Here is a 21,445-nt window from a genome sequence, read left to right as displayed (position 1 = left end):
CGCTTTTTATTGCTATTTTGATGAGAATAATATAATATAGTCTCCAGTAAGAGCAATACCAGAAATAATATATTTACTGAATTAGGTAATCAATCATCCTTGAGGCAGCGGATAGAGAACCCGGAGTCCTCGGCGTTGCCGAACATATCCATGACGGCGTAATTGTAGTACAGGCGCAGGGCAAACGCGTAGGGCGTACCGTACTGAAATGAAGACCAGAAGTAACCGTCGTAGTCAAGTTCGAAGAAGTTAACATCACAGCGAGAGCCCGCCGGAAGACCTGTAAACCCACTCTCGTTGGTCGCACCTTCATTAGGTTCATACCAAAGACCTGTACCGGCTTCGATGGTACCTGTGGACTTCATCTTTCCACCTGCAACGCTTTCTCCTAAATAGTTTGTCAAAATTGTCCATTCCCCGTCCGTAGGAACATGCCATCCATCAGGGCAAATGCCCTGCGCACCCTGCGTTGTAACATACTGCATCGCCTCAGGCCATTCATATAGACCTCCGTAAATAGCACAATTGGCGATATCGTTGTTATAACAGTACTTTTCAATGATCCCATTGTCGGTTTGCTGAAATCCGTTTGCGGTGCTGTTTATCTTCGTGCCAACATTCATATTTTCAGCCATCCAGCATTGTGTACCAATCTGTACTGTATTATAATTTTGTCCGTCTCTATCATCTACTAATTGTTGTCCACAAGTGAAACCTGAAGAAGAGAAACTAATTACCATATCATCGTAGTTTGAACCACAGTTATTTGAAATCGTCCAACTGAGTGTATAAGAATTGTCAGGTAAACCGGAAAACGGACTTGTTGGATTGGTTGGATCAGTTATAGTCCCACCCGTTCCATTGGTAATATCCCATAGTCCTGTGCCATATTCAGGCGTATTTCCTGCAAGATTTGTAGTAGTTCCAGGAAGATTCAATTGGTCAAGCCCGGCATCTGATTGTGAGGGTTGTGGTGAGCAGTCGTCCTTGAGGCAGCGGACAGAAAACCCGAACGTCTCCTCGTAGTTGCCGAACCGATCCACGCCGGCGTAATTGTTGTACAGGGCCCGGGCCCATGTGTAGTTTGTAGCGTACTGCGACGAAGTCCAGAAGTAACCGCTGTGGCCAAGGTTTCCAAAGTATCCAGCACTCTCTCCCGCCGGAAGAGCTGTAAAACCGCTTTCGTTGGTTGCACCTATGTTAGGCGAATCCCAGTGGGTTGTTCCGATTTCCTTTAAGTTGCCACCTGCATCCAAACCACGCAATCCACCATTATCCCATTCAGTATCTCCCACGGGGTACTGGCTATCAACAGTACCTTCCAATATCTTCCATTCATTATCCGTGGGTATGTGCCAATCCGTCGGACAGATACCTTGTGCGCCTTCTGTTATCATATACTGCATCATCTCATGCCATTGGTATAAACCTCCATATATGTCGCAATATGATTCCAAGTTTCCCTGGCAATATTTCTCTATCACCTGATTATCTGTTTGATTAATATTCACATCAATTCGAGTTCCTACATTCATATTTTCAGCCATCCAACATTGTGTACCAATCTGTACTGTGTTATAACTTTGCCCGTCTCTAGCATCTACTAATTGTTGTCCACAAGTGAAACTTAAAGAAGAGAAACTAATTACCACATCATCGTAGTTTGAACCACAGTTATTTGAAATCGTCCAACTGAGTGTATAAGAATTGTCAGGTAAACCGGAAAACGAACTTGTTGGATTGGTTGGATCAGTTATAGTCCCACCTGTTCCATTGGTAATATTCCATAGTCCCGTGCCATATTCAGGCGTATTTCCTGCAAGATTTGTAGTAGTTCCAGGAAGATTCAATTGGTCAAGCCCGGCATCTGATTGTGAGGGTTGTGGTGAGCAGTCGTCCTTGAGGCAGCGGACAGAGAACCCGTACCCCATTTGGGTGAAGTACCGTTGCACATCGGCGACACCGCAGTTCAGACCCCGGTACCACGCGTAGCCATAAAAAAAAGATGAAGCCCAGAAGTAACTGTAGTAGCCAAGGTGGCCGAAGTTACCACTGAAGTAGTAGCGTTGGCCCGCCGGTAGAACTGTAAAACCGTTTTCGTTGGTTGCACCTGTATTAGGTGAATACCAAAGACCTGTACCGGCCTCGATGGTACCTGTGGACTTCATCTTTCCACCTGCAACGCTTTCCCCTCCTAAATAGTTTGTCAAAATTGTCCATTCCCCGTCCGTAGGAACATGCCATCCATCAGGGCAAATGCCCTGTGCTCCTTCTGTTGTTATATATTGCACCGCCTCAGGCCCTTCATACAAACCACCGTAAATATCACAACTGTCCTCCTCGTTGTTATAACAGTACTTTTCAATGATCCCATTATCGGTTTGCTGATATCCGCTTGCGGTGCTGTTTATCATCATGCCTACATTCATATTTTCAGCCATCCAGCATTGCGTGCCAATCTGTACTGTGTTATAACTTTGCCCGTCTCTAGCATCTACTAATTGTTGTTCACAAGTGAAACCTGAAGAAGAGAAACTAATAACCACATCATCTGAGTTTGAACCGCAGTCGTTAGAGATTGTCCATTTAAGTGTATATGAATTATTCGCTAAACCATAAAAAGAAGTTGTTGGGTTGGTTGGATCAGTAATAGTCCCACCCGTTCCATTGGTAATATTCCATAGTCCTGTGCCATATTCAGGCGTATTTCCTGCTAGATTAGTAGAGGTTCCCGGAATATTTAATTGGTCAAGCCCGGCATCTGATTGTGAGGGTTGTGGTGAGCAGCCCTTGAGGCAGCGGACAGGTAACCCGTACCCATTGTTGTCGAAGTACCGGGAGACGTCGGCGAGGTTGTAATGCAGGAGCCGGAGCCACGCGTCGTAGGTATCGTTCTGCGATGAAGACCAGAAGAAACCGTAGCTGCCAAGGAAGCTGAAGGTACCATTGCTGAAGCTGCGGAAGCCCTCCGGAAGACCTATAAAACCGCTTTCGTTGGTTGCACCTGTATTAGGTGAATACCAATGACCTGTACCTGCCTCGATGGTACCTGTGGACTTCATCTTTCCACCTGCAACGCTTTCCCCTCCTAAATAGTTTGTCGAAATTGTCCATTCCCCGTCCGTAGGAACATGCCATCCATCAGGGCAAATGCCCTGCGCACCCTGCGTTGTAACATACTGCACCACCTCAGGCCATTCATATAAACCTCCGTAAATAGCACAATTGGCGACATTGTTGTTGTAACAGTACTTTTCAATAATCCCATTATCGGTTTGCTGATATCCGCCTGCGGTGCTGTTTATCATCATGCCTACATTCATATTTTCAGCCATCCAGCATTGCGTGTCAATTAATACAGTTGAATAACGATGGCCGTCTCTCTGGTCGTAAAGAAGATCCCCACAGGTAGTAAATTCTAATATAGGTTCGCCTATTGTATCTAACCAAATAGATTCTACACTTTTATATGTTACAATCCCTCCTTTAATAATATATGTTCTGTACTTTAGTTTATCATTGACAAAATCAAAGTTTGTTATTTGCTCAGTTGTATCATTAATGCCATTTGAACCATTTACATTAAATGCCTGGCTTGTCCGTATTTTTCCATCTACATCCAGCTTTTCGGCAGGCAGGTTTGTTCCAATTCCTATTTGCCCAACTTCGGTTTCAATGATGGAACTTGAGGTTAATGCAGTTCCGTTCCATTTAGGAACGCGGTTTAATGTAATTGTACCCACCTTGGGATCAGTTTCTGTGAAATTCTTCAGGTACCCGGCGGTTGCATGGTTGCCCCAGCCGTAAGCTGTGTTCCAACTGGTAATGTTACCGCTTGTTATTCCATTTGCAGGATGTGCGAAAAATACCGGGTCGGTTTCGGTGTAGCTTGTCATGTAACCTGCTATGGCATGGTTGCCCCAGCCGTATGCTATATTCCAATTGGCAATGTTACCGCTTGTTATTCCATTTGCAGGATGTGCGATAAATACCGGGTCGGTCTCGGTGTAGCTTGTCATGTAACCTGCTATGGCATGGTTGCCCCAGCCGTATGCAGTGTTCCATTGACCAGAATTTCCTCCAGTCGCTGTTATCACACCATTGACATGCAGCATGGTAGAAGGATTCATTGTTCCTATTCCGACCATTCCATTATTCGAATTGTAAATATGATCCCCATTCTCTGACCATAATTGTTTCCTGTTACCATTATCACCGCTCTGTTCTGCATAAAGTGCATAGGGAACAGATAACAACTCCGATGTCCCTATCAGTTGATAGTTTGATCCCCCTGTGATGTCCATCTCTATTTTCAGGAAGAACGGACCATTTTTCCAGTCAATAGCAGTAAACATGCCTGATAAGACCTTGCCTTTTCCAATCTCTAAATTGATCAGACCTAAAAAATTGGAAGGCGGGTTTTGTGTTTCACAGTAAACGACTGTACCGTCAGTACTGCCCTTGAGCAGACTGATACGTAAGCAGATATCTTGGTTAACAATGGGATTGCCAGCATTATCTCTTGCAATGGCTTGGTATTTAATGGCTTGAGGGGCTTGTCCAAATGAAATAACTATTGATACAAGGACAATAAAGATTACTGGTATAACTTTTTTCATTATTGGGTGAGTTTATTGGTTACTACGTATGTATAACGCAACTATTTATTTACCCATACATTTGGGAGGGAATAACGCAGCTGTTGTTTGCTATTCTTAAATATTCAACAAATTAATACCTATGACATCATTGCCAAAAGTATAATCCTTTTCATGTCTTAAAGATTTTAACATTATATAATAAAAATATCACTATTGTCCGGTTAAAATTCAATTTCGTCCCTACGGGACTTAATGCTATTTTGTAATTTACTTTCTACCAATATCTTGTCCCTACGGGACAGTCCCGATAGGGACAAAATATCGGTAGAATAATAAACACCCCTGATTTATTTAAGTCCCATCGGGACACAATATTGATAAGGCTACTGGCATGTTCCTCCCTTTTTATCCGGACAGTAGTGTAAAAATATAACCAAAATCCTGACTCCACAATACCACTTTCGTGTGATTTTTATGATGGATTAACTCCTCTCCCCGAAGATTTTATTTACCGCTTCTATGCGGGATTGCACATGGAGTTTCTGGTAGATGTTGTTAATGTGTTTCCTGACGGTTTCGGTACTGATGAAAAGTTTATCGGCAATTTCCTTATACCGGAAGCCTTTTGCAAGAAGACCCAGCATCTCGGTTTCCCTTTTGGTAAGCAGGTGAATGGCATCATTAACGGTAGGTATTTTAAAGGATTCCATAACACGCCTGGCAATTTGCGGAGTCATCGGGGATCCCCCGGCGTGAAGTTCATGGATGGCATCAATGATTTTTCCGGGATCATCAGTTTTCAGCAGGTATCCTGTTGCTCCTGCTTTCAGTGCATTGAAAACCGAATCATCATTCTGGAATATGGTGCACATGATAAACTGCATTTCAGGGTGAATAGATTTCAACTGCCTGACACATTCAATCCCATTCATCCCGGGAAGTTGAATATCCATTAAAACAATATCGGCAGGATTACCGGTAAGAAATTCCAGACCGGTTTCTGCATCAGCAAAAGTTCCGGCACATTCAAAGCCTTCTGTGGTTTGGATAAGGATTTTCAGGCTTTCCCTGATATCTTCATCGTCTTCAATAATTGCTATAGAGATCATGATGCAAATTTCCTTTTAAAAAAAGCAAGGATCAATAACACAAAAGTTGTATTTTTTTTAGATCCACGAACGGGGAAAATAAGCTTGATTAAGGTGCCCTGGTTTTTATCAGAGCTAATCTTGAAATTACCCCCGATATCTTTCATCCGTTGATTCATATTGCTGAGCCCGTTTCCCCAGTTTTGTTTTTCCTGTACAGAGAACCCTGTCCCATTATCGGATATTTCAAATTCTGCCAATCTTTTCCTGAAATTCATTGTGAGCCGCACCCTGGTGGCTTTTGAATGTTTTGTAATATTATATATGGCCTCCTTGATGACCAGGAAAATATTCCGGCGGTATTCATCGCTGACAGAGTTTGCAGGGATTTCATCAGGAAATTCAATATTTACTTCAATCCCGCTCATTTCGAGGTATTCTGTGACAAACCTGCGGATGTAAGCAAAAAGACTTTCCAGGTTATTTTTTTGCTGGTTCATTGTCCAGATGATTTCACCGATACTCCCCAATACTTTTTTACCTGCTTCAGAAATTTTCCTGAGTTTTTCCTGCATCTCATCATCTTTGTTCGTTTTTTTCTGTAAGTGCTGGCTGATCACAGTGATACGGGTAAGTTCAGCCCCGATGTCATCATGGAGTTCTTTCGAGATCCGGTTCCTCTCTTTTTTAATCAGCCTGATCTTTTCGTGCTGACGCATAATGATGGAAATAATTACGGCAAAGATCAGCAACACGCTAACACCGCCCACAAATCCATTGCGAATCAGTTTTTGTTTTTGCAATTCTTCCAGGGCTAAGGCATCCTTCTTTTCCTGTTCGGCTTTTGCCAGTGATTCTTTTTTGTCAAACTCATATTGCATTTGAATTTGAACCGTTTTTTTTGTGTTCTCTTCGTTTACTAAACTATCGCGGTAAATAATATACATCTTATAATTCTCCAATGACTGCTTAAAATTACCTTGTATACTATCCAGTTCAGCCAAAAACCTATAGCTATTATCAATTTCACGGGGGTTGCCAATCTCTTTTGCAAGTGATAATCCTTTATTCAGATACCGGGATCCCTCATTGTTTTTATTCAATTTTATAAAAGCAGCTCCGATATAGTTGAAACGATGGGCCATCTGATCTTTATCACCGAGTTCTTCAGCGATTTTTAAAGAAGCCAAATAATACTTCAACGCTTCAGCATAATAGCCCTGCATCGAATAAACAATTCCGATATTGGATAGATCAATAGCTTCCCCGGCTATATCGCCTAATTCTTCGGATATTTTTAATGCTTCCAAAAATATTTTTAACGCTTCGGCATGATTGCCCTGGTGATCCTCATAAATATTTCCGATGTTGGTAAGATTCTCAGCTTTCCCCCTTTTATCACCTAACTCTTCATTTAGTTTTAATGCCATGAAATAATTTTTTAAAGCTTCGGCATAATTGCCTTGATCCATATAAATAACTCCGATGTTGTTGTATGAACCAGCTATATTTATTTTATCCCCGATTTCTTCCTGGATTTTTAAGGCAGCGAAAAAATTCTTTAATGCTTCGGGATAATTTCCCAGATAATAATAAACAGTTCCTATGTTGTTGTATACATTAGCTATTCCTTTCTTATTCCCCATTTCCTGATAGATTATCATGGCAGAGGAAAGATTCTTTATCCCTTCAAAGTAATTCCCTTGAAATTGATTAATAGTTCCAATACGGTTGTAAGCATCACCTTTTCGTTTCATGATTATTAATTTGTAAGCTGACGTTGCTGAAGTGATAAGTTCGTCACATAACATCAATACATCATTTAAGTTTTTCAATGCTTCTTCATATTTTCCAATGTTGCTTAATCCATTACCAATGGCAAGATGCGCATCTGCAATCCCCATTTTATAATTTATTTTTGTTGCAAGCGCCAGCGCTTCATAGGCAAAATAAATCCCAGTGTCGGGGTCATAAGAAAGAAATTCATAAGTAAGAGCGGTCAGGGTCTTTACTTTGGTAGTATCCTCTTTTGCGGAATTTAAGATGGTGAAGAGGGAATCAATTTTTTCCTGCCCTTGTTTTTGGCTAAAAGATTGCGTCGCTATGCTTGCAATGATGACCAGGAGGAAGAGCGCTTTTTTCATGAGTTGGCTATTTAAAGGATGATATTGTTCTGTTCAATTCTTCCAAACAGTTAGCAAAAGGAGTATCTCAAAGAGCATATCCGGGTAACGGCAGTCCGTATTAAAAACTCACAGGCTGAAATATGGCCCTATAAATTTATGAATAAATAACCGGGTATCAATAAAATAGACTTATTTTATACGAATCCGGTTAAACCTTTAAAATTTGTTTAGGAGGCTGGGAGGCAGGGGTTCAGGTGTTGAATTTGTCGGCCAGCCGGCGGATTTGTGGTTCATGAAAATTGACCTTCTTTTTTTGCAAGTATGCACTAAAGGTTCAATTGAACCAATTTATGAATTTAAGGATGTCGCTCGCTACACTCTTTGCTCTCAAACTGAGCTTGGAGCGCCGAATTATTATTACCCCAAACTTTTTTCTCAAATGTCAAAGAATACGGTTACTAATGGGTATGATGTGGCGGAAATTATTGTTGGTAATGAAGCTTATGATATGTATAGTTCATACACTCTTGTTGATAATTCAAAATTGGATAGCTTTTATGTAATATTTTCAACTTTCGTGAATTCAATAAAAGTCGAAAGAAACATAAAGCTGGTTTCAACACCGACGGGTATTAATTATTTTGGAGAAGAATATTGGGATATGGTTTCTTTTTTAGATAATATCAATTTAGAAAATAACTCTGAATTAAATCTTAGAAGAAATCAGCTAGTTGAGTTTATAAACAATCAATTGGTGTTATTTCATAAAATAAATCCTAAAAGACAAAATATGAAGGGATACTGTGGTATTTCCATATGTGCATTGATAAATGATAAGAAAAAAAACGAATATAAGAATTTAGAATTTTATAGATTGTTAAAGGAAATTCCACAACTCAAAATTAAAGAATAAAATAACTATGCATAATAAGTAAGACTTCGTGTAGCACAAAATAAAATCGTGTTGCTGGAAATGTATATTCCTGACCAAACTGTTTCCCCATTCTTGAAGTAATTGTAACTTAAATGGGATCATTTAATCTGCCATCTTCCTTATGTCCTCATTTAGGTACCCTTCATTCAAATTATGCATCATTTAGTAAAAGTTGACATCTGGTACTACTAATGCCCTATTTTTTTAATCTTTCCTTTTTTCTTACTTTTGTCTTGATGAATTTAATTGGGCAAAATATCGACAAAATCAAAAAATTATGCTCTGATCACCATGTGGAGCAATTATTCATTTTTGGCTCTATTAATACAGAGAAGTTTAATGAGCAAAGTGATGTTGATATTCTCATTCAATTCAGCTCCCGAATTGATCCTACAGAATATTTCAATAATTATATGGATTTCAAAGAACAATTGGAATCTATGTTAAATAGAGAAGTTGATATAGTTGAAAATCAAGCCGTAAGAAATCCTATCTTCAGAAAAATCCTGGACAGGGATAAAATCTTGGTTTATGAACGAAAAAGTGCTTAAATCCCTTTTCTGACATTAAATTAGCAATTAATGAGACAGATACTTTTCTACCTTCAGCCAATCTTACTTTTGGGGAGTATTATACATTCCTGAAGTAATTATGATAAAAATGTGCCCCTTTGATCTATCATCTTCCTATATGCCTTCATTCTGGTACCATTCACGCAAATTATGCTTTATTTAGAAAAGTTGATATCAGATACTTCTTTTGAGAGAAAATGCATAAAAGGGGTTAAAGGGTACGGCAATAACAAGCATTTATTAATTCCTGAATCAGCCCACTTTTGGCTGAAGATTTACAATTTTTAACGATAAAGTCGTTATATTTACACGTTCAAGTAAACACAATATCCTGTTTAAGCCTTTCTTAAATGAAAGAACACCGCAAACTCGCCGCCATCATGTTCACCGACATCACCGGCTATTCGGCCCTGATGTCGAAGGATGAAAAAATGGCTATGCGCGTCCTGGAGAAAAATAGGTCAATCCACAAAACGGCTGTTTCCAAATTCAACGGGGAATACATCAAAGAGGTTGGCGACGGGACGCTGGCTACCTTCCAAAGTTCCATGGACGCCGTCAATTGTGCCATTGTAATCCAGAAGGCATGTTGCAAAGTAACTTTACTGAAGGTACGGATTGGTATTCATATCGGAGATATTATTGTAAGTGAAGGCGATGTGTTCGGGGATGGTGTCAACGTAGCTTCCCGGATTGAAGCAGCAGGTGAACCAGGAGGCATTTATATTTCCGAAAAGGTGTACGATGATATCAAAAATAAATCGGGTATCAGAGCAGTATTTTTCGGAGAAAAGATTTTAAAGAATATCCCGGATCCAGTTAAGATTTATTCTATAATCGCCGGACAAAAGAAATCAGAAATAGCTGAATCCGTTCTTAAAGGTCATAGTATGTCAAAAGAAAAATCCATTGCAGTGTTACCATTTGTGGATATGAGTCCGGAGAAAGATCAGGATTATTTCTGTGATGGTATAACAGAAGAAATTATCAATGCTCTTGCACATAATGAAAGCTTTAAAGTTATTGCCCGTACTTCTGCTTTTGCATTCAAGGATAAACAGGTAGATATACGTGAAATAGGACGGATACTTGATGTTGAGACATTACTCGAAGGCAGCATCCGGAAGGTGGGCAACCGCCTTCGTATAACAGCACAGCTTATTAAAGTTGCTGATGGTTCACACATCTGGTCAGAACGTTACGATCGTGAAATGAAAGATGTGTTTGCCATCCAGGATGAAATATCGCTGGCAATCCTGGATAATCTGAAAGTTAAACTTTTAGGTGAAACAGAAGCAATGATTGCGAAACGGCATTCTGGAAATCTTGAAGCTTATAACCTGTATTTGAAAGGCACTTACTATTGGCAAATGATGACAGCGGAAGGATATAAAAAAGCTACAGAGTATTTTGAACAAGCACTCCAAAAGGATCCAGACTATGCACTTGCATATACCGGATTGGCTGCTGTCAACATAGTCAGCACAACTTTTGGAAATATTTCACCAAACGAAGCTTTACCCAGAGCAAATGAATATACAAATAAGGCTCTGAAAATAGACAGTACTCTTGCTGAAGCCTATTCTGCACTTGGTTCAATCAATATATATTATTGGAACTGGAAAGAAGCAGAACGGAATTTTAAGCATGCTCTTCAGATAAATCCAAACTCCTCCTCGATTCATATAGACTATTCGTGTTTGCTAATAGTTACCGGACGTCATGAGGAGTCAATCTCCGAAGCAAAACGAGCCCAGGAGCTTGATCCGCTTTCATGCTATATCAATACACGAACAGGTGATTCCTTTGAATATGCTGGTCAGCATGACAGAGCGATAGAAGAATATAGGATGACCCTGAAAATAAATCCGAATTACTTCTTTACACACTTTCAGCTCGGGTGGGTTTATTATTATGCAAAAGGAATGGTCAAAGAGTCAGTTGCTGAATACATGAAGGCAGTTGATCTTTCAGATGGAAATCCGTTTGCAATAGCATGTCTTGTTTGTCGTTATTATCAAATTGGGGAAAAAGATAAAGCAGATAAACTATTTGAAAGTGTAAAGAAAAGGTCAGAAACGGAATATGTGCCTGCAACATCTTTTTATCTGATCCATAGAGTCCGGGGAGAAGAGGATCTGGCATTGGAGTGGCTAAAGAGAGCCTGCAATGAGCATGACACATTTCTTCCTTGGCTCAGAGTTAATCCTATTTTTATTCCTGAAGGTTCACGCTATATGGCCCTGTTAAAGGAAGTGGGACTGTGATAATAACCGACAAAAATGATCCATCTCGCGATAAAGTGTCTCCCCGGAAGGACTCGAACCTTCGACCCGATGATTAAGAGTCATCTGCTCTGCCAGCTGAGCTACGGAGAGTTTTAAAAGGCGTGCAAAATTAAGCAAAATTTCCTGACATCCCATTCTCCATTAGTAAAGATTATTTCTTCTATTCAATATCACTACCTTTGTAAAGCAAATCCCTGTATTTCCATAATGGCTGAAAATAATAAATCCAAACGGTCGGCTCTACACATAAGCAAAGGAGTTGAGAAACAGTTAACTCATAATGATGATGCCGTACGTCGCTTCAAGAGTATGGCGAGGAGATCTCTGGAAGTGAACGAATATATGGAGGGTATACTTTCGCATAATCGCACACTTCTGAGTAAAGCCATCACTCTTATTGAAAGTTCCCTGCCGGAACATCAGGTCATCGCGCAGGGTGTCATTGAAAAATGTGTTCCTTTTAGCGGGCGATCCATACGGATAGGAATAACTGGTGTGCCTGGCGTTGGCAAAAGCACATTCATTGAGGCGCTGGGAAAATATCTGACCGGCCAGGGGCGTCGGTTAGCTGTTTTGGCCATCGATCCCAGCAGCCAGCGTTCCAAAGGCAGTATCCTTGGTGATAAAACACGTATGGAAGAGCTCTCTGTCGATCCTGATGCATTCATCCGGCCTTCACCGTCGGCAGGATCGCTCGGTGGCGTCACCCGTAAAACCCGTGAAACCATCATCCTTTGTGAAGCAGCCGGATTTGATACGATTTTTATCGAAACAGTGGGTGTGGGACAATCCGAAACCGCCGTACATGGCATGGTTGATTTCTTCCTTCTGCTCATGCTCGCCGGTGCCGGTGACGAGCTACAGGGAATAAAGCGCGGAATCATGGAAATGGCCGATGCCATCATTATCAACAAGGCCGATGGCGACAACCTGAATAAAGCCCGGCAAGCTATGCGCGAATACCAAAATGCCCTGCACCTCTTTCCGCCAACTGAATCGGGTTGGATACCCCGTGTCAGTATATGCTCTTCTCTAAATAAATCTGGTGTTGAAGAGGTATGGAAAACCGTAATGGATTATGTTAATCTGACCCATGACAATGGATCATTTAAGAAAAGAAGAAAATCTCAAAATTTCCAAGCTCTGATTGATGCCATCAACGAAAGGCTGAAAGATAATTTCTATGCGAATTCATCAATCAAACTTGTGAAAAATGAGATTGAAAGTGACCTGCTCTCTTCAAAACTCACACCATATGCTGCCGCCCAAAAATTGCTGGAAATCTATTATAAAAACTTAACTGATTAACCCAGGGTATTTAATCGATCCCGACTCGCTTCGCAGTCGGGATTAATTCGACTTACAAATTTTACTGCACTTTGCTTGTAAAATTTGAGTCTCATTAATCAGTTTGTTTGCATCTACGAGGATGCGTTTTTATTCATTGGAGATAATAGAGATGCTAAGATGCTTATACCCAGAATAGCCATGACTACATATAGCGACATGGCAGTGGTAAATCCGATCTCCTCAAGCCAGGTATGCAATATCAGCTTGAAACCGATGAAGGTTAGTAACACGGATAATCCATGCTTGAGATATCGGAACCGGTCCATGATATTGATCAGTAAAAAAAATAACGACCGTAATCCAAGAATCGCAAAAATGTTCGAGAAAAAAACGATAAAAGGATCTTTTGTCACCGAAAAAATGGCTGGTACAGAGTCAACGGCAAAAATAACATCTGAAAATTCAATGACCAGTAATACGATTAACATGGGGGTAACGAATATCTTTCCTCGTTTACGGATCATAAAATGATGTCTCACATTCCGTGGATAAACAGCAAAGTATCTGGAGGCTAACTTTACAACGGGATGGTTTTTGGTATCTATTTCTTTTATTTTGTTCCTTGTGCGGAACATCTGTATACCGGTGTAAACCAGGAAACCACCAAACATGTAAAGGACGATTTCAAATCGGGAAATAAGTGCTGCCCCAAGAAAAATGAATAAAAAGCGCATGACTATGGCGCCCAGAATACCCCAGAACAATACCCGTTTATAATATTTGTTCAATATTCCAAAAGCCATAAAAATCATGATAATAACGAAAACATTATCTACCGATAGTGAATATTCGATCAGATATCCTGTTAAATACTCCAGGGCAAGGTTTTTCCTGTAAAGGTTTAGTATCACATTTTCATCGGTAATATCTTCGATTTTTACAGAAGGATGGTAGGCCGCTACATTATCCCTGATTTGATCGGCGACAGAAGTTGGATGATCAGAAAGTCCGATCCCATGAATATACTCTCCTCGAAATCGCAGGAATAAATAAAACAGCATCGCCAGGCAAATCCATACCAGCGTCCAAATGATAGCCTCCCTGAAAGAAATGCTATGACTCTGACGCCCGATGACTTTCAGATCAATAATTACGACCGATAAAACGATAAACAGAAAACCAAAGAAGAACAGCGTTTCAAAAGAATTGGTGAAAAAAATTGAAGTCAAAGGATTCATCAGAGCTTAGAATAAGCTGTCAAATTTAATAAAGAAACACCTTATTAGTTTTGAAAACGATAAAATCCTATTCAGAGTTATAATAATAATGTTGTTGTATACAAGAATTAAAATGGATTTTTATTAATTTTGCCATCCTTTTTTTGTAACCAGGTAAAAGTGAATGACATGAATAATTCTCTAGCATTAAATCCCAATCCTCTTGTTCAATATCTTGATAAACCGGCATCTGATTTTACAAAAGCTGATCTAATCCGGTATATCGAGGATAATTTCATTGAAATGATCAATTTCCGGTATGTTGGTGGAGATGGAAGACTGAAAGAACTGAATTTTGTGATCAATAACAAAGAACATCTGGATACTCTTCTTTCCACGGGTGAACGTGTTGATGGATCAAATCTCTTCTCGCATATCGAGCCGGGTTCAAGTGACCTGTATGTCATTCCGCGTTACCGTACAGCTTTTCTCAATCCCTTTACCGAGACTCCGACACTGGATATTCTGTGTTCATTTTATGACAAGGACGGCAATCCCTTGAAAATGGCTCCCGAGAATATACTCCACAGGGCACACGACATACTTAAAACCCGGACGGGATACTCCTTTCAGGCAATGGGCGAACTCGAATATTACGTTATCGACACTCATGATCCCTTATTTGAAACGGACGATCAGCGTGGATATCATGAAGCGGAGCCATTCTCCAAATTTGGCGAGTTCCGCAAGGAAGCTATGCTCGCTATTGCCCAAGCCGGTGGATATATTAAATACGGGCATTCAGAGGTCGGCAATTTCAAAATCGACAACCTGGAATATGCACAGAATGAAATTGAGTTTCTGCCTGTCGACATTGAGGATACCGCCGATCAGCTTGTTGTTGCCAAATGGATTTTGCGCACCCTTGCCTACAAATATGGCATCACAGTCACGTTTGCTCCAAAAATCACTGTCGGCAAAGCTGGCAGCGGACTGCATATCCATACCCAGCTAATGAAAAACGGTCATAATATAATGGTCAAAGATGGCAAACTGACTGATGAAGCTAAAAAAGCTATTGCAGGATTCCTCCAGCTTGCCCCTTCACTCACAGCTTTCGGCAATACCAATCCAACATCCTATTTCCGCCTTGTCCCGCACCAGGAAGCTCCAACAACCATTTGCTGGGGTGACCGTAACCGCTCGGTGCTGGTCAGAGTTCCTTTGGGTTGGTGTAATAAGGTAAATATGGTTGCTGATGCCAATCCACATGAAAATACAACATTTATTGATCACTCGTGTAAACAGACTGTCGAATTCCGTTGCCCCGATGGTTCAGCTGATGTTCACCTTCTCCTTGCAGGACTAACTGTTGCAGTCCGTCATGGATTTGAGATGGATAACGCCCTGGAATATGCGCAAAGAACCTATGTGGATGTTGATATCTTCAATGACCAGGACAAAATCAAGATGAAAAACCTTGCCAGGCTTCCATCATCATGCTGGGAATCAGCCGAATACTTGCTGAGACATAAAGATATCTACAAACAATATGATGTTTTCTCCGACGACATCTTAGACCTCATAGTAAGCAAACTGAGAAGTTATAACGACAAAAACATCCGTGAAAGGCTAAGCTATAACCAGGAAGAACTGCTGAAAATTGTAAACAAATTCTTTCACTGCGGATGATGATAAATCCGTGGGGTTCCTGTAACTTTAGTATGCGCCCGCCTGATGTGTATGCTCTCATGTGACACGCTCTTTTCAGAAGATGATAATCCAGTGCGTAAAAAAATCATTTTTTTTAAAAAAAATGGGTACGTTTTTGTCATTTTCGGATTAATAGGTATAGGTGTTAAAGGAGCGCGCTGACGACACTAAAAGGCGGATACTGAAAAGCCTGTAACAGAGTAAGTAAAAATAATGTAGGAGGAATTATGAAAAGGACGCTTGTATTTTTGTTGGTTGTTTTGATGATGGGAGGTATGCAACAGTTGAAGGCAACTCCTGCGCAAACAAATTCTGCTAACTCGGGTCCAAAAATAAAAATTAAAATTTGTCTTGAGATCGAATTTGGCAATCCCAATAAGGATTGCAGAGGGTTCGGGATTTGCCATTTTGGCATCTCATTTATTGATGCTCCGGTTCCGAGTGGGCCGCCTTTCACTACAGCAGTTTCGGAGGCCTATTTCGATGATGAAAACCATTTCGTCACGGAATTTAAAAAATCAAATACAAAAAGTGAGACTATCACTATATACCTTAACCAGAAATTCATTGTTGAGGAAGACTTTCAGGTACCCCGTGCTGTGCTTGACGCTTTGCAATATAAGGGTAATGTTACCATCAAAGCCGGTCAGTATGATGTAAAAGATACCGGACAAACACTCGTGGTGAAATTTTAAGGGTAATCGTCGGTGAGGTTGTTCAACGGGTAGAGTAAAAAGCCTATTGGACAACCTCTTACCAATAATTCACAGGACATTCATTTAATGCCAATTTGTATGAAAACAATCAGGTTTCTCAGTTTTATTGCATTGATTTCGGTATTCGCTTCCTGCACAAAGATATATTTGGTAATAAATGGGATGCATAAACCGCGGATAGAAAATAAAACAACCATAAAAAATTTTCTCGATAAAAAAGAAATGAGGCAGGACAATGTCTATGTAATCTGTGACACGACTCATTATTTCGCATTGATAAAATGTGAACAATTCCCGGGGATTCCTGAAATGTGGTACTTCAATAAGGATGGGTATTTTATGCAACTCAGGGATCCTGAAAAATGCAACGCAGAGAATACCGGAATAATCAACTCTCTATCTGACATTCACAATTATGAAGTGGATAGCCTGTTTACTTTCGGACAATTTCTACCCTATTTAAAAACACTCGATGGCCAGGATGTCGGACAAAATATAAATGAAACACCGGATATCTACGCAGTCATATTCTGGTCACTTTACACTGGCCATCTTAATTTAAAGGTCAAAGACTGGGAAGATGAACTTTACAATACACTTTCATCATTAAAAATCAAAGTTTTAAAAGTTAATTTGGATCTGCAGGAGAGTTGGAATGTGCCGCTGGATGTAAAATTTTCCTTTATGTCAAAAAAATAATCTGGTTAACATGTCTAACCGGAATATCTTATTACGTTATTGGTCAGACCAAGACAGACGACATCAATAGTTATGATATCTCAAAATTCATTGATCTGCAGAATACGAATTTTCGATCCGTTTTAGTCGAAAATCTCACTTATACAATCTCTTTCAATAACTACTCGGAATGGAACAAACATAACAAATCGATCAGTCTTTTTTCTTTATTTCAGGACTTATCTTACAACCTGACTATTGAAAAAAAACAACACTTTAAATTTTGTTCCAGCTTTCGCCATCAATTGGGGTTTCAATATATACCTGACTCCATAATCCATAAAACCCTTGATGAAACCTCGTTATATACAAAGACATCATTTCCTTTGACAAAAACTATACACTTCACACTGAATACTGATGCCCGTATGCCTTTGCTAAATTCCTATGAAAACATTTATGACGATAGTACACATCAAAATGAAAAAAAGCTGAGGGAAGGCTTCATGACACCAGCCCAATGCATATTGAGCGGAGGATTTGATTTTAAGGGGGGAAACCTGGGATCATTAAATATCGGGATTTCTAGCGCTAAATTCATTTATATCTATAATCAGGCCGTATATACTGATATGAACACCGATTTGTACTACGGAGTTAAAAAAAACAAAAAAATACTTTTCGAATACGGACTAAGCACAGAGCTGATATTTATTAAGGAATTCGGCAATTCAATAAAATGGAATTGTAATATTAAAGCGTTTAAAAATTTTAATATGCCTATTGATCTAAATATCAGGAACGAGTTTAGCATCATTCTTGGAAAACATATCAAATCGAGCATTCAGACACTAATTGAATATGAAAAACTGATAAATAAAGCGTTACAATTGGAGAACATCGTCACTATCGGATTTTATTTCGGGCAAGAATGATCTGTATGCAAAACAATAGCTGATAGCTAACAAATGTGGGATATCAGTTTAATGAATAAGTTATACTGGGGCCATAAGAGATAACCCCAGCATGGTCATTCATATTTTATTGCATTTACGGGATTTGAGGTAGCTGCTCTAAGGATATAGATACTAATGGTGAGTGTACCTATTCCCAGAGCGAGAATGCCGGCAAGTAAGAAAAAGATCCATGACATGGTATCATGATAAATGAATGTATGATTTATCCATATATCAAGCCTCCACCAGGCAATAGGCGCAGATATCACAAAAGCAATCAGGATAAGAATGACGAATTCCCTAACCAATAATTGCATGATGTTCCCTACTGTAGCACCATGAATTTTCCGTATGCCGATTTCTTTAAAACGTTGTTCGGCAATAAACGAGGATAAACCTAATAAACCAAGCAGAGCAATTAATATGGTCAAAATGGCGGCAAGCCTGAAAATGACACCTAACTTATGCTCTGCCTGGTACATCTCATCGAGTCTCTGATTAAGAAATGCATAATCAAAAGGCCTTTTGGCGCCAAATGCATGCCATTTGGATTCAATAAAATCGAGTGTTGACTGAGTATTTTCGTCACTTATACGGACAGATAAGAAATATCGTGGTTCATCACTGATAAAGAGGATAATAGGTTCTATCTTATTATGTAATGATTTAAAGTTAAAATCTTTAACCACACCAATAACTTTCAGTATCCTACCCGTGTTGCCATTAAGATCGAATCCGTACTGTATCTTTTTTCCTATCGGATCATCCACCCATCCAAGGGTTTTCACCCCTGTTTCATTGATTATGACTGCCTCTGTTTTATCGGTTCCCATAGCCTGGTCAAAATCTCTCCCTTTTACTATCTCCATACCCATCACTTTAATAAAATCAAAGTCGGTCTGAGCCAGTATCAGGGCATTATCCTTCATCTCATTCGCCATCTGAACCCTTACTACCTGAATCCAGTTGATCTCCCCGGGAATACCAGTTGAATTGGTTACACCAAGTATATTAGAATTCGTGAGCAATTCTTTTTTAAATGATTCCGATTTACTCCTGAAAGTCGAATCCTGTAATTGAAGCACCACCATATTCTTTTTATCAAAGCCAAGATTTTTTTCCCTCATGAAATTCAATTGATGAGAAAGTACAAGAGTAGCAATGATCATCAGGATAGCAATAAAGAACTGAAAAACAACTAAAATCCTTCTTAATAATCCAGATCTCCTGCCAGAGCCGCTAAAAGTACCTTTGAGCACGTTAACAGGTTGATAGGCAGAAAGATAGAATGCCGGATAACTTCCCGAGATCACTCCAACAAACAAGGCAACAATAATAACCGAAAGAAGCACCTGAGGTTGGGTAAGCATGCGGAAGCTCAATTCTTTGCCTGCAAGACTATTAAAATCTCCTAAAAACAGATAAACGATCACAAGAGCAATCAAAAGAGCCAATACCGATAGAAGGACCGATTCACTGAGGAATTGCCGGATCAGTTGAGTCCTGTAAGCCCCAAGGACTTTACGCATGCCTACTTCCCTTGCCCTGCTTGCTGATTTGGCAGTTGCCATATTCATATAATTAATAGCAGCGATAAGTAAAATAAACACCGCAACTGCAAGGAAAATGTAAATATAGGCACGGTTACCTGTGGGCTGGTCGGAAGAGAGACCGGAGGAAAAATGTTGACCGGTTAAAGGTGTGGTAAGCAGATCAATACTCGCATTGATTTGGTCGCCAATGGGCTTCATGTATTTTTCGTAGAAAGCCGGAAATTTTTTATAAATACCATCAATTGTCGTATTTTTATTAAGAAGGATATAGGTATATACGCCGATATTCCAGAACCGTAAGGGTTCCATGCTATTAAAATCCTCGGGGGTGGTGCCTTCCATCAAACTGACCGCTGAAAGTAGCGCCTCAAACTTCAAATGTGAATTTGAAGGCAGATCTTCTATCACCGCGGTAATTTTATAACTGTGGTCACTGCCTGTCTTTAATACCTGTCCGATGGGATTATCTTTACCAAAATATTTATTGGCGATTTTCCGGGTGACAACCATGGTGAAAGGTTCCGATAAGGCTTTCTCAGGCGATCCTAACAGAAATTTATGAGTGAATACATCGAACATCGTAGAATCGGCAAAATAAAAATTTTCCTCATAGTACTCTTTATCTCCATACCGGATAAGTGCATTTCCGGCATTTACGAGACGAACAAATGTCTCAACTTCAGGAAATTCAAGTTTAAAGGCTGGTCCCATCGGAATAGGAACTATGGCAAATTTCTCATTTCGCTCAGCAATTTTGAAATTGGATTCAATCCTGTAAATTCTTTTATATTTCTCATGATATTTATCGTACGTCAGTTCATCCCTGATATAGAGCATGATAAATATAAAAACGGCCAGGCCGACGGAAAGACCAGTTATATTCAGGGCAGCAGGAAATTTATTTCGGCTCAGGTTTCGTAAGGTGCTTTTAATATAGTTCAGAATCATTTCAGCAGCTTTTTTTTAATCAGACTGAAGGAAGAATAACTTTAAAGAGAGTTTTTATAATACACTCTCCTTTATGTTCTCAGCTATTATCTGCCCGTCGAAGAGACGAATGATGCGTTGGCTATAATCGGCATCACGTTGAGAGTGGGTGACTATAATGACTGTTGTACCGCTCTTATGTAAGCCTTCAATGAGGTTCATCACTTCTTCTCCATTGGCAGAATCAAGGTTTCCGGTAGGTTCATCAGCTAAAATCAGCTTCGGATTAGCTACTACTGCCCTGGCAACAGCAACCCTTTGCTGCTGCCCGCCTGAAAGCTGCAAAGGAAAATGCTTCTTTCGGTGAGTGATTTGCATTCGTTCCAGTACATCCTCAACCCTTTTCTTCCTCTCTCTAACATTAAATCCAAGATAAATGAGTGGCAGTTCCACATTTTCAAACACATTCAGCTCATCGATAAGGTTAAAGTTCTGAAAAATAAAACCAATATTTTCCTTTCGCAGTTTGGCTCTTTGTTTTTCAGAAAACTGTGAAACTTCATTGCCCAGAAAATAAAATTTCCCCTCATTAAAATTATCGAGCAAACCAAGAATATTCAAAAGGGTTGATTTACCGCAACCTGATGGCCCCATGATGGCTGCAAATTCGCCTGTTTTGATCTCCATCGACACCTTATTTAACGCAGTAGTTTCCACTTCGTCGGTTCTGAAAATTTTTGTAAGATTCTCTGTTTTGATCATGCTTCTTTAAATTTTAAATTTTAG

At 39.8% G+C, this 21,445-nt stretch carries 14 protein-coding genes and 1 tRNA gene; 8 read left to right on the top strand and 7 right to left on the bottom strand.

Annotated features, from left to right (window positions below; genetic code table 11):
• Window positions 1-89 precede the first annotated feature (89 nt).
• From NT175_10320 to NT175_10310, 3 genes are all read right to left on the bottom strand, one after another.
• Entirely contained in the window at window positions 90-4,619 is a 4,530-nt protein-coding gene (locus NT175_10320; GenBank protein MCX6235096.1) for a hypothetical protein, read from the bottom strand.
• A 464-nt stretch (window positions 4,620-5,083) separates the two neighbouring features.
• Window positions 5,084-5,710, bottom strand: coding sequence for a response regulator transcription factor (locus NT175_10315; GenBank protein ID MCX6235095.1), 627 nt, complete (start codon window positions 5,708-5,710; stop codon window positions 5,084-5,086).
• Complete coding sequence (locus tag NT175_10310; protein MCX6235094.1) at window positions 5,707-7,833, bottom strand: tetratricopeptide repeat protein; 2,127 nt, start codon at window positions 7,831-7,833, stop codon at window positions 5,707-5,709. The genes NT175_10315 and NT175_10310 overlap by 4 nt, the downstream gene beginning before the upstream one ends.
• Window positions 7,834-8,038: 205 nt before the next feature.
• On the opposite strand from NT175_10310, the gene NT175_10305 reads away from it, so the two are divergent.
• From NT175_10305 to NT175_10295, 3 genes are all read left to right on the top strand, one after another.
• A complete protein-coding gene (locus tag NT175_10305; protein MCX6235093.1) occupies window positions 8,039-8,728 on the top strand; it encodes a clostripain-related cysteine peptidase in 690 nt (229 codons plus the stop codon).
• A gap of 257 nt (window positions 8,729-8,985) precedes the next feature.
• Window positions 8,986-9,300, top strand: a complete 315-nt coding sequence (locus NT175_10300; protein ID MCX6235092.1) for a nucleotidyltransferase domain-containing protein — start codon at window positions 8,986-8,988, stop codon at window positions 9,298-9,300.
• 371 nt (window positions 9,301-9,671) lie between these two features.
• Window positions 9,672-11,588 (top strand): hypothetical protein, encoded by a 1,917-nt coding sequence (locus NT175_10295; protein ID MCX6235091.1) that lies wholly within the window; start codon window positions 9,672-9,674, stop codon window positions 11,586-11,588.
• Window positions 11,589-11,626: 38 nt separating this feature from the next.
• Here the strand turns inward: NT175_10295 and NT175_10290 are convergent.
• Window positions 11,627-11,699, bottom strand: a tRNA-Lys gene (locus NT175_10290).
• Window positions 11,700-11,816: 117 nt separating this feature from the next.
• Here NT175_10290 and meaB point away from each other — a divergent pair.
• Window positions 11,817-12,917 (top strand): methylmalonyl Co-A mutase-associated GTPase MeaB, encoded by a 1,101-nt coding sequence (meaB, locus tag NT175_10285; protein ID MCX6235090.1) that lies wholly within the window; start codon window positions 11,817-11,819, stop codon window positions 12,915-12,917.
• A gap of 113 nt (window positions 12,918-13,030) precedes the next feature.
• On the opposite strand, the gene NT175_10280 is transcribed toward meaB, so the two are convergent.
• The gene (locus NT175_10280; GenBank protein MCX6235089.1) at window positions 13,031-14,137 is read right to left on the bottom strand and encodes a TerC/Alx family metal homeostasis membrane protein; all 1,107 of its coding nucleotides are present in this window, start codon (window positions 14,135-14,137) and stop codon (window positions 13,031-13,033) included.
• Between the two features lie 168 nt (window positions 14,138-14,305).
• Here NT175_10280 and NT175_10275 point away from each other — a divergent pair, with 168 nt between their 5' ends.
• The 4 genes from NT175_10275 to NT175_10260 all read left to right on the top strand — a co-directional run bounded on the left by NT175_10275 (window position 14,306) and on the right by NT175_10260 (window position 18,158).
• Window positions 14,306-15,808 (top strand): glutamine synthetase family protein, encoded by a 1,503-nt coding sequence (locus NT175_10275; protein MCX6235088.1) that lies wholly within the window; start codon window positions 14,306-14,308, stop codon window positions 15,806-15,808.
• Between the two features lie 248 nt (window positions 15,809-16,056).
• Window positions 16,057-16,524: a hypothetical protein gene (locus NT175_10270; GenBank protein MCX6235087.1), complete on the top strand. Its 468-nt coding sequence runs from the start codon at window positions 16,057-16,059 to the stop codon at window positions 16,522-16,524.
• Between the two features lie 99 nt (window positions 16,525-16,623).
• Window positions 16,624-17,244 (top strand): hypothetical protein, encoded by a 621-nt coding sequence (locus NT175_10265; GenBank protein ID MCX6235086.1) that lies wholly within the window; start codon window positions 16,624-16,626, stop codon window positions 17,242-17,244.
• Between the two features lie 365 nt (window positions 17,245-17,609).
• Window positions 17,610-18,158: a hypothetical protein gene (locus tag NT175_10260; protein ID MCX6235085.1), complete on the top strand. Its 549-nt coding sequence runs from the start codon at window positions 17,610-17,612 to the stop codon at window positions 18,156-18,158.
• A 95-nt stretch (window positions 18,159-18,253) separates the two neighbouring features.
• Here NT175_10260 and NT175_10255 read toward each other — a convergent pair whose 3' ends face one another.
• Both NT175_10255 and NT175_10250 read right to left on the bottom strand, forming a co-directional pair.
• Window positions 18,254-20,680 carry an ABC transporter permease gene (locus NT175_10255; protein ID MCX6235084.1) on the bottom strand — a complete coding sequence of 809 codons (2,427 nt, stop codon included), beginning with the start codon at window positions 20,678-20,680 and terminating at the stop codon, window positions 18,254-18,256.
• 54 nt (window positions 20,681-20,734) lie between these two features.
• Window positions 20,735-21,421 carry an ABC transporter ATP-binding protein gene (locus tag NT175_10250; protein ID MCX6235083.1) on the bottom strand — a complete coding sequence of 229 codons (687 nt, stop codon included), beginning with the start codon at window positions 21,419-21,421 and terminating at the stop codon, window positions 20,735-20,737.
• Window positions 21,422-21,445: the final 24 nt, after the last annotated feature.

This window comes from Bacteroidota bacterium (assembly GCA_026391695.1).
In the GTDB taxonomy this organism is placed as follows: domain Bacteria; phylum Bacteroidota; class Bacteroidia; order Bacteroidales; family JAGONC01; genus JAPLDP01.
Note: the sequence above shows the minus strand (reverse complement) of the source record. Positions and strands in the feature narration are given on the sequence as shown.

Excerpts from the sequence above, each read along its gene's own strand:
- NT175_10320 (MCX6235096.1), bottom strand. The coding sequence starts at position 4,619 with ATGAAAAAAGTTATACCAGTAATCTTTATTGTCCTTGTATCAATAGTT.
- NT175_10315 (MCX6235095.1), bottom strand. The coding sequence starts at position 5,710 with ATGATCTCTATAGCAATTATTGAAGACGATGAAGATATCAGGGAAAGC.
- NT175_10310 (MCX6235094.1), bottom strand. The coding sequence starts at position 7,833 with ATGAAAAAAGCGCTCTTCCTCCTGGTCATCATTGCAAGCATAGCGACG.
- NT175_10300 (MCX6235092.1), top strand. The coding sequence starts at position 8,986 with ATGAATTTAATTGGGCAAAATATCGACAAAATCAAAAAATTATGCTCT.
- NT175_10295 (MCX6235091.1), top strand. The coding sequence starts at position 9,672 with ATGAAAGAACACCGCAAACTCGCCGCCATCATGTTCACCGACATCACC.
- meaB (MCX6235090.1), top strand. The coding sequence starts at position 11,817 with ATGGCTGAAAATAATAAATCCAAACGGTCGGCTCTACACATAAGCAAA.
- NT175_10280 (MCX6235089.1), bottom strand. The coding sequence starts at position 14,137 with ATGAATCCTTTGACTTCAATTTTTTTCACCAATTCTTTTGAAACGCTG.
- NT175_10275 (MCX6235088.1), top strand. The coding sequence starts at position 14,306 with ATGAATAATTCTCTAGCATTAAATCCCAATCCTCTTGTTCAATATCTT.
- NT175_10270 (MCX6235087.1), top strand. The coding sequence starts at position 16,057 with ATGAAAAGGACGCTTGTATTTTTGTTGGTTGTTTTGATGATGGGAGGT.
- NT175_10265 (MCX6235086.1), top strand. The coding sequence starts at position 16,624 with ATGAAAACAATCAGGTTTCTCAGTTTTATTGCATTGATTTCGGTATTC.
- NT175_10255 (MCX6235084.1), bottom strand. The coding sequence starts at position 20,680 with ATGATTCTGAACTATATTAAAAGCACCTTACGAAACCTGAGCCGAAAT.
- NT175_10250 (MCX6235083.1), bottom strand. The coding sequence starts at position 21,421 with ATGATCAAAACAGAGAATCTTACAAAAATTTTCAGAACCGACGAAGTG.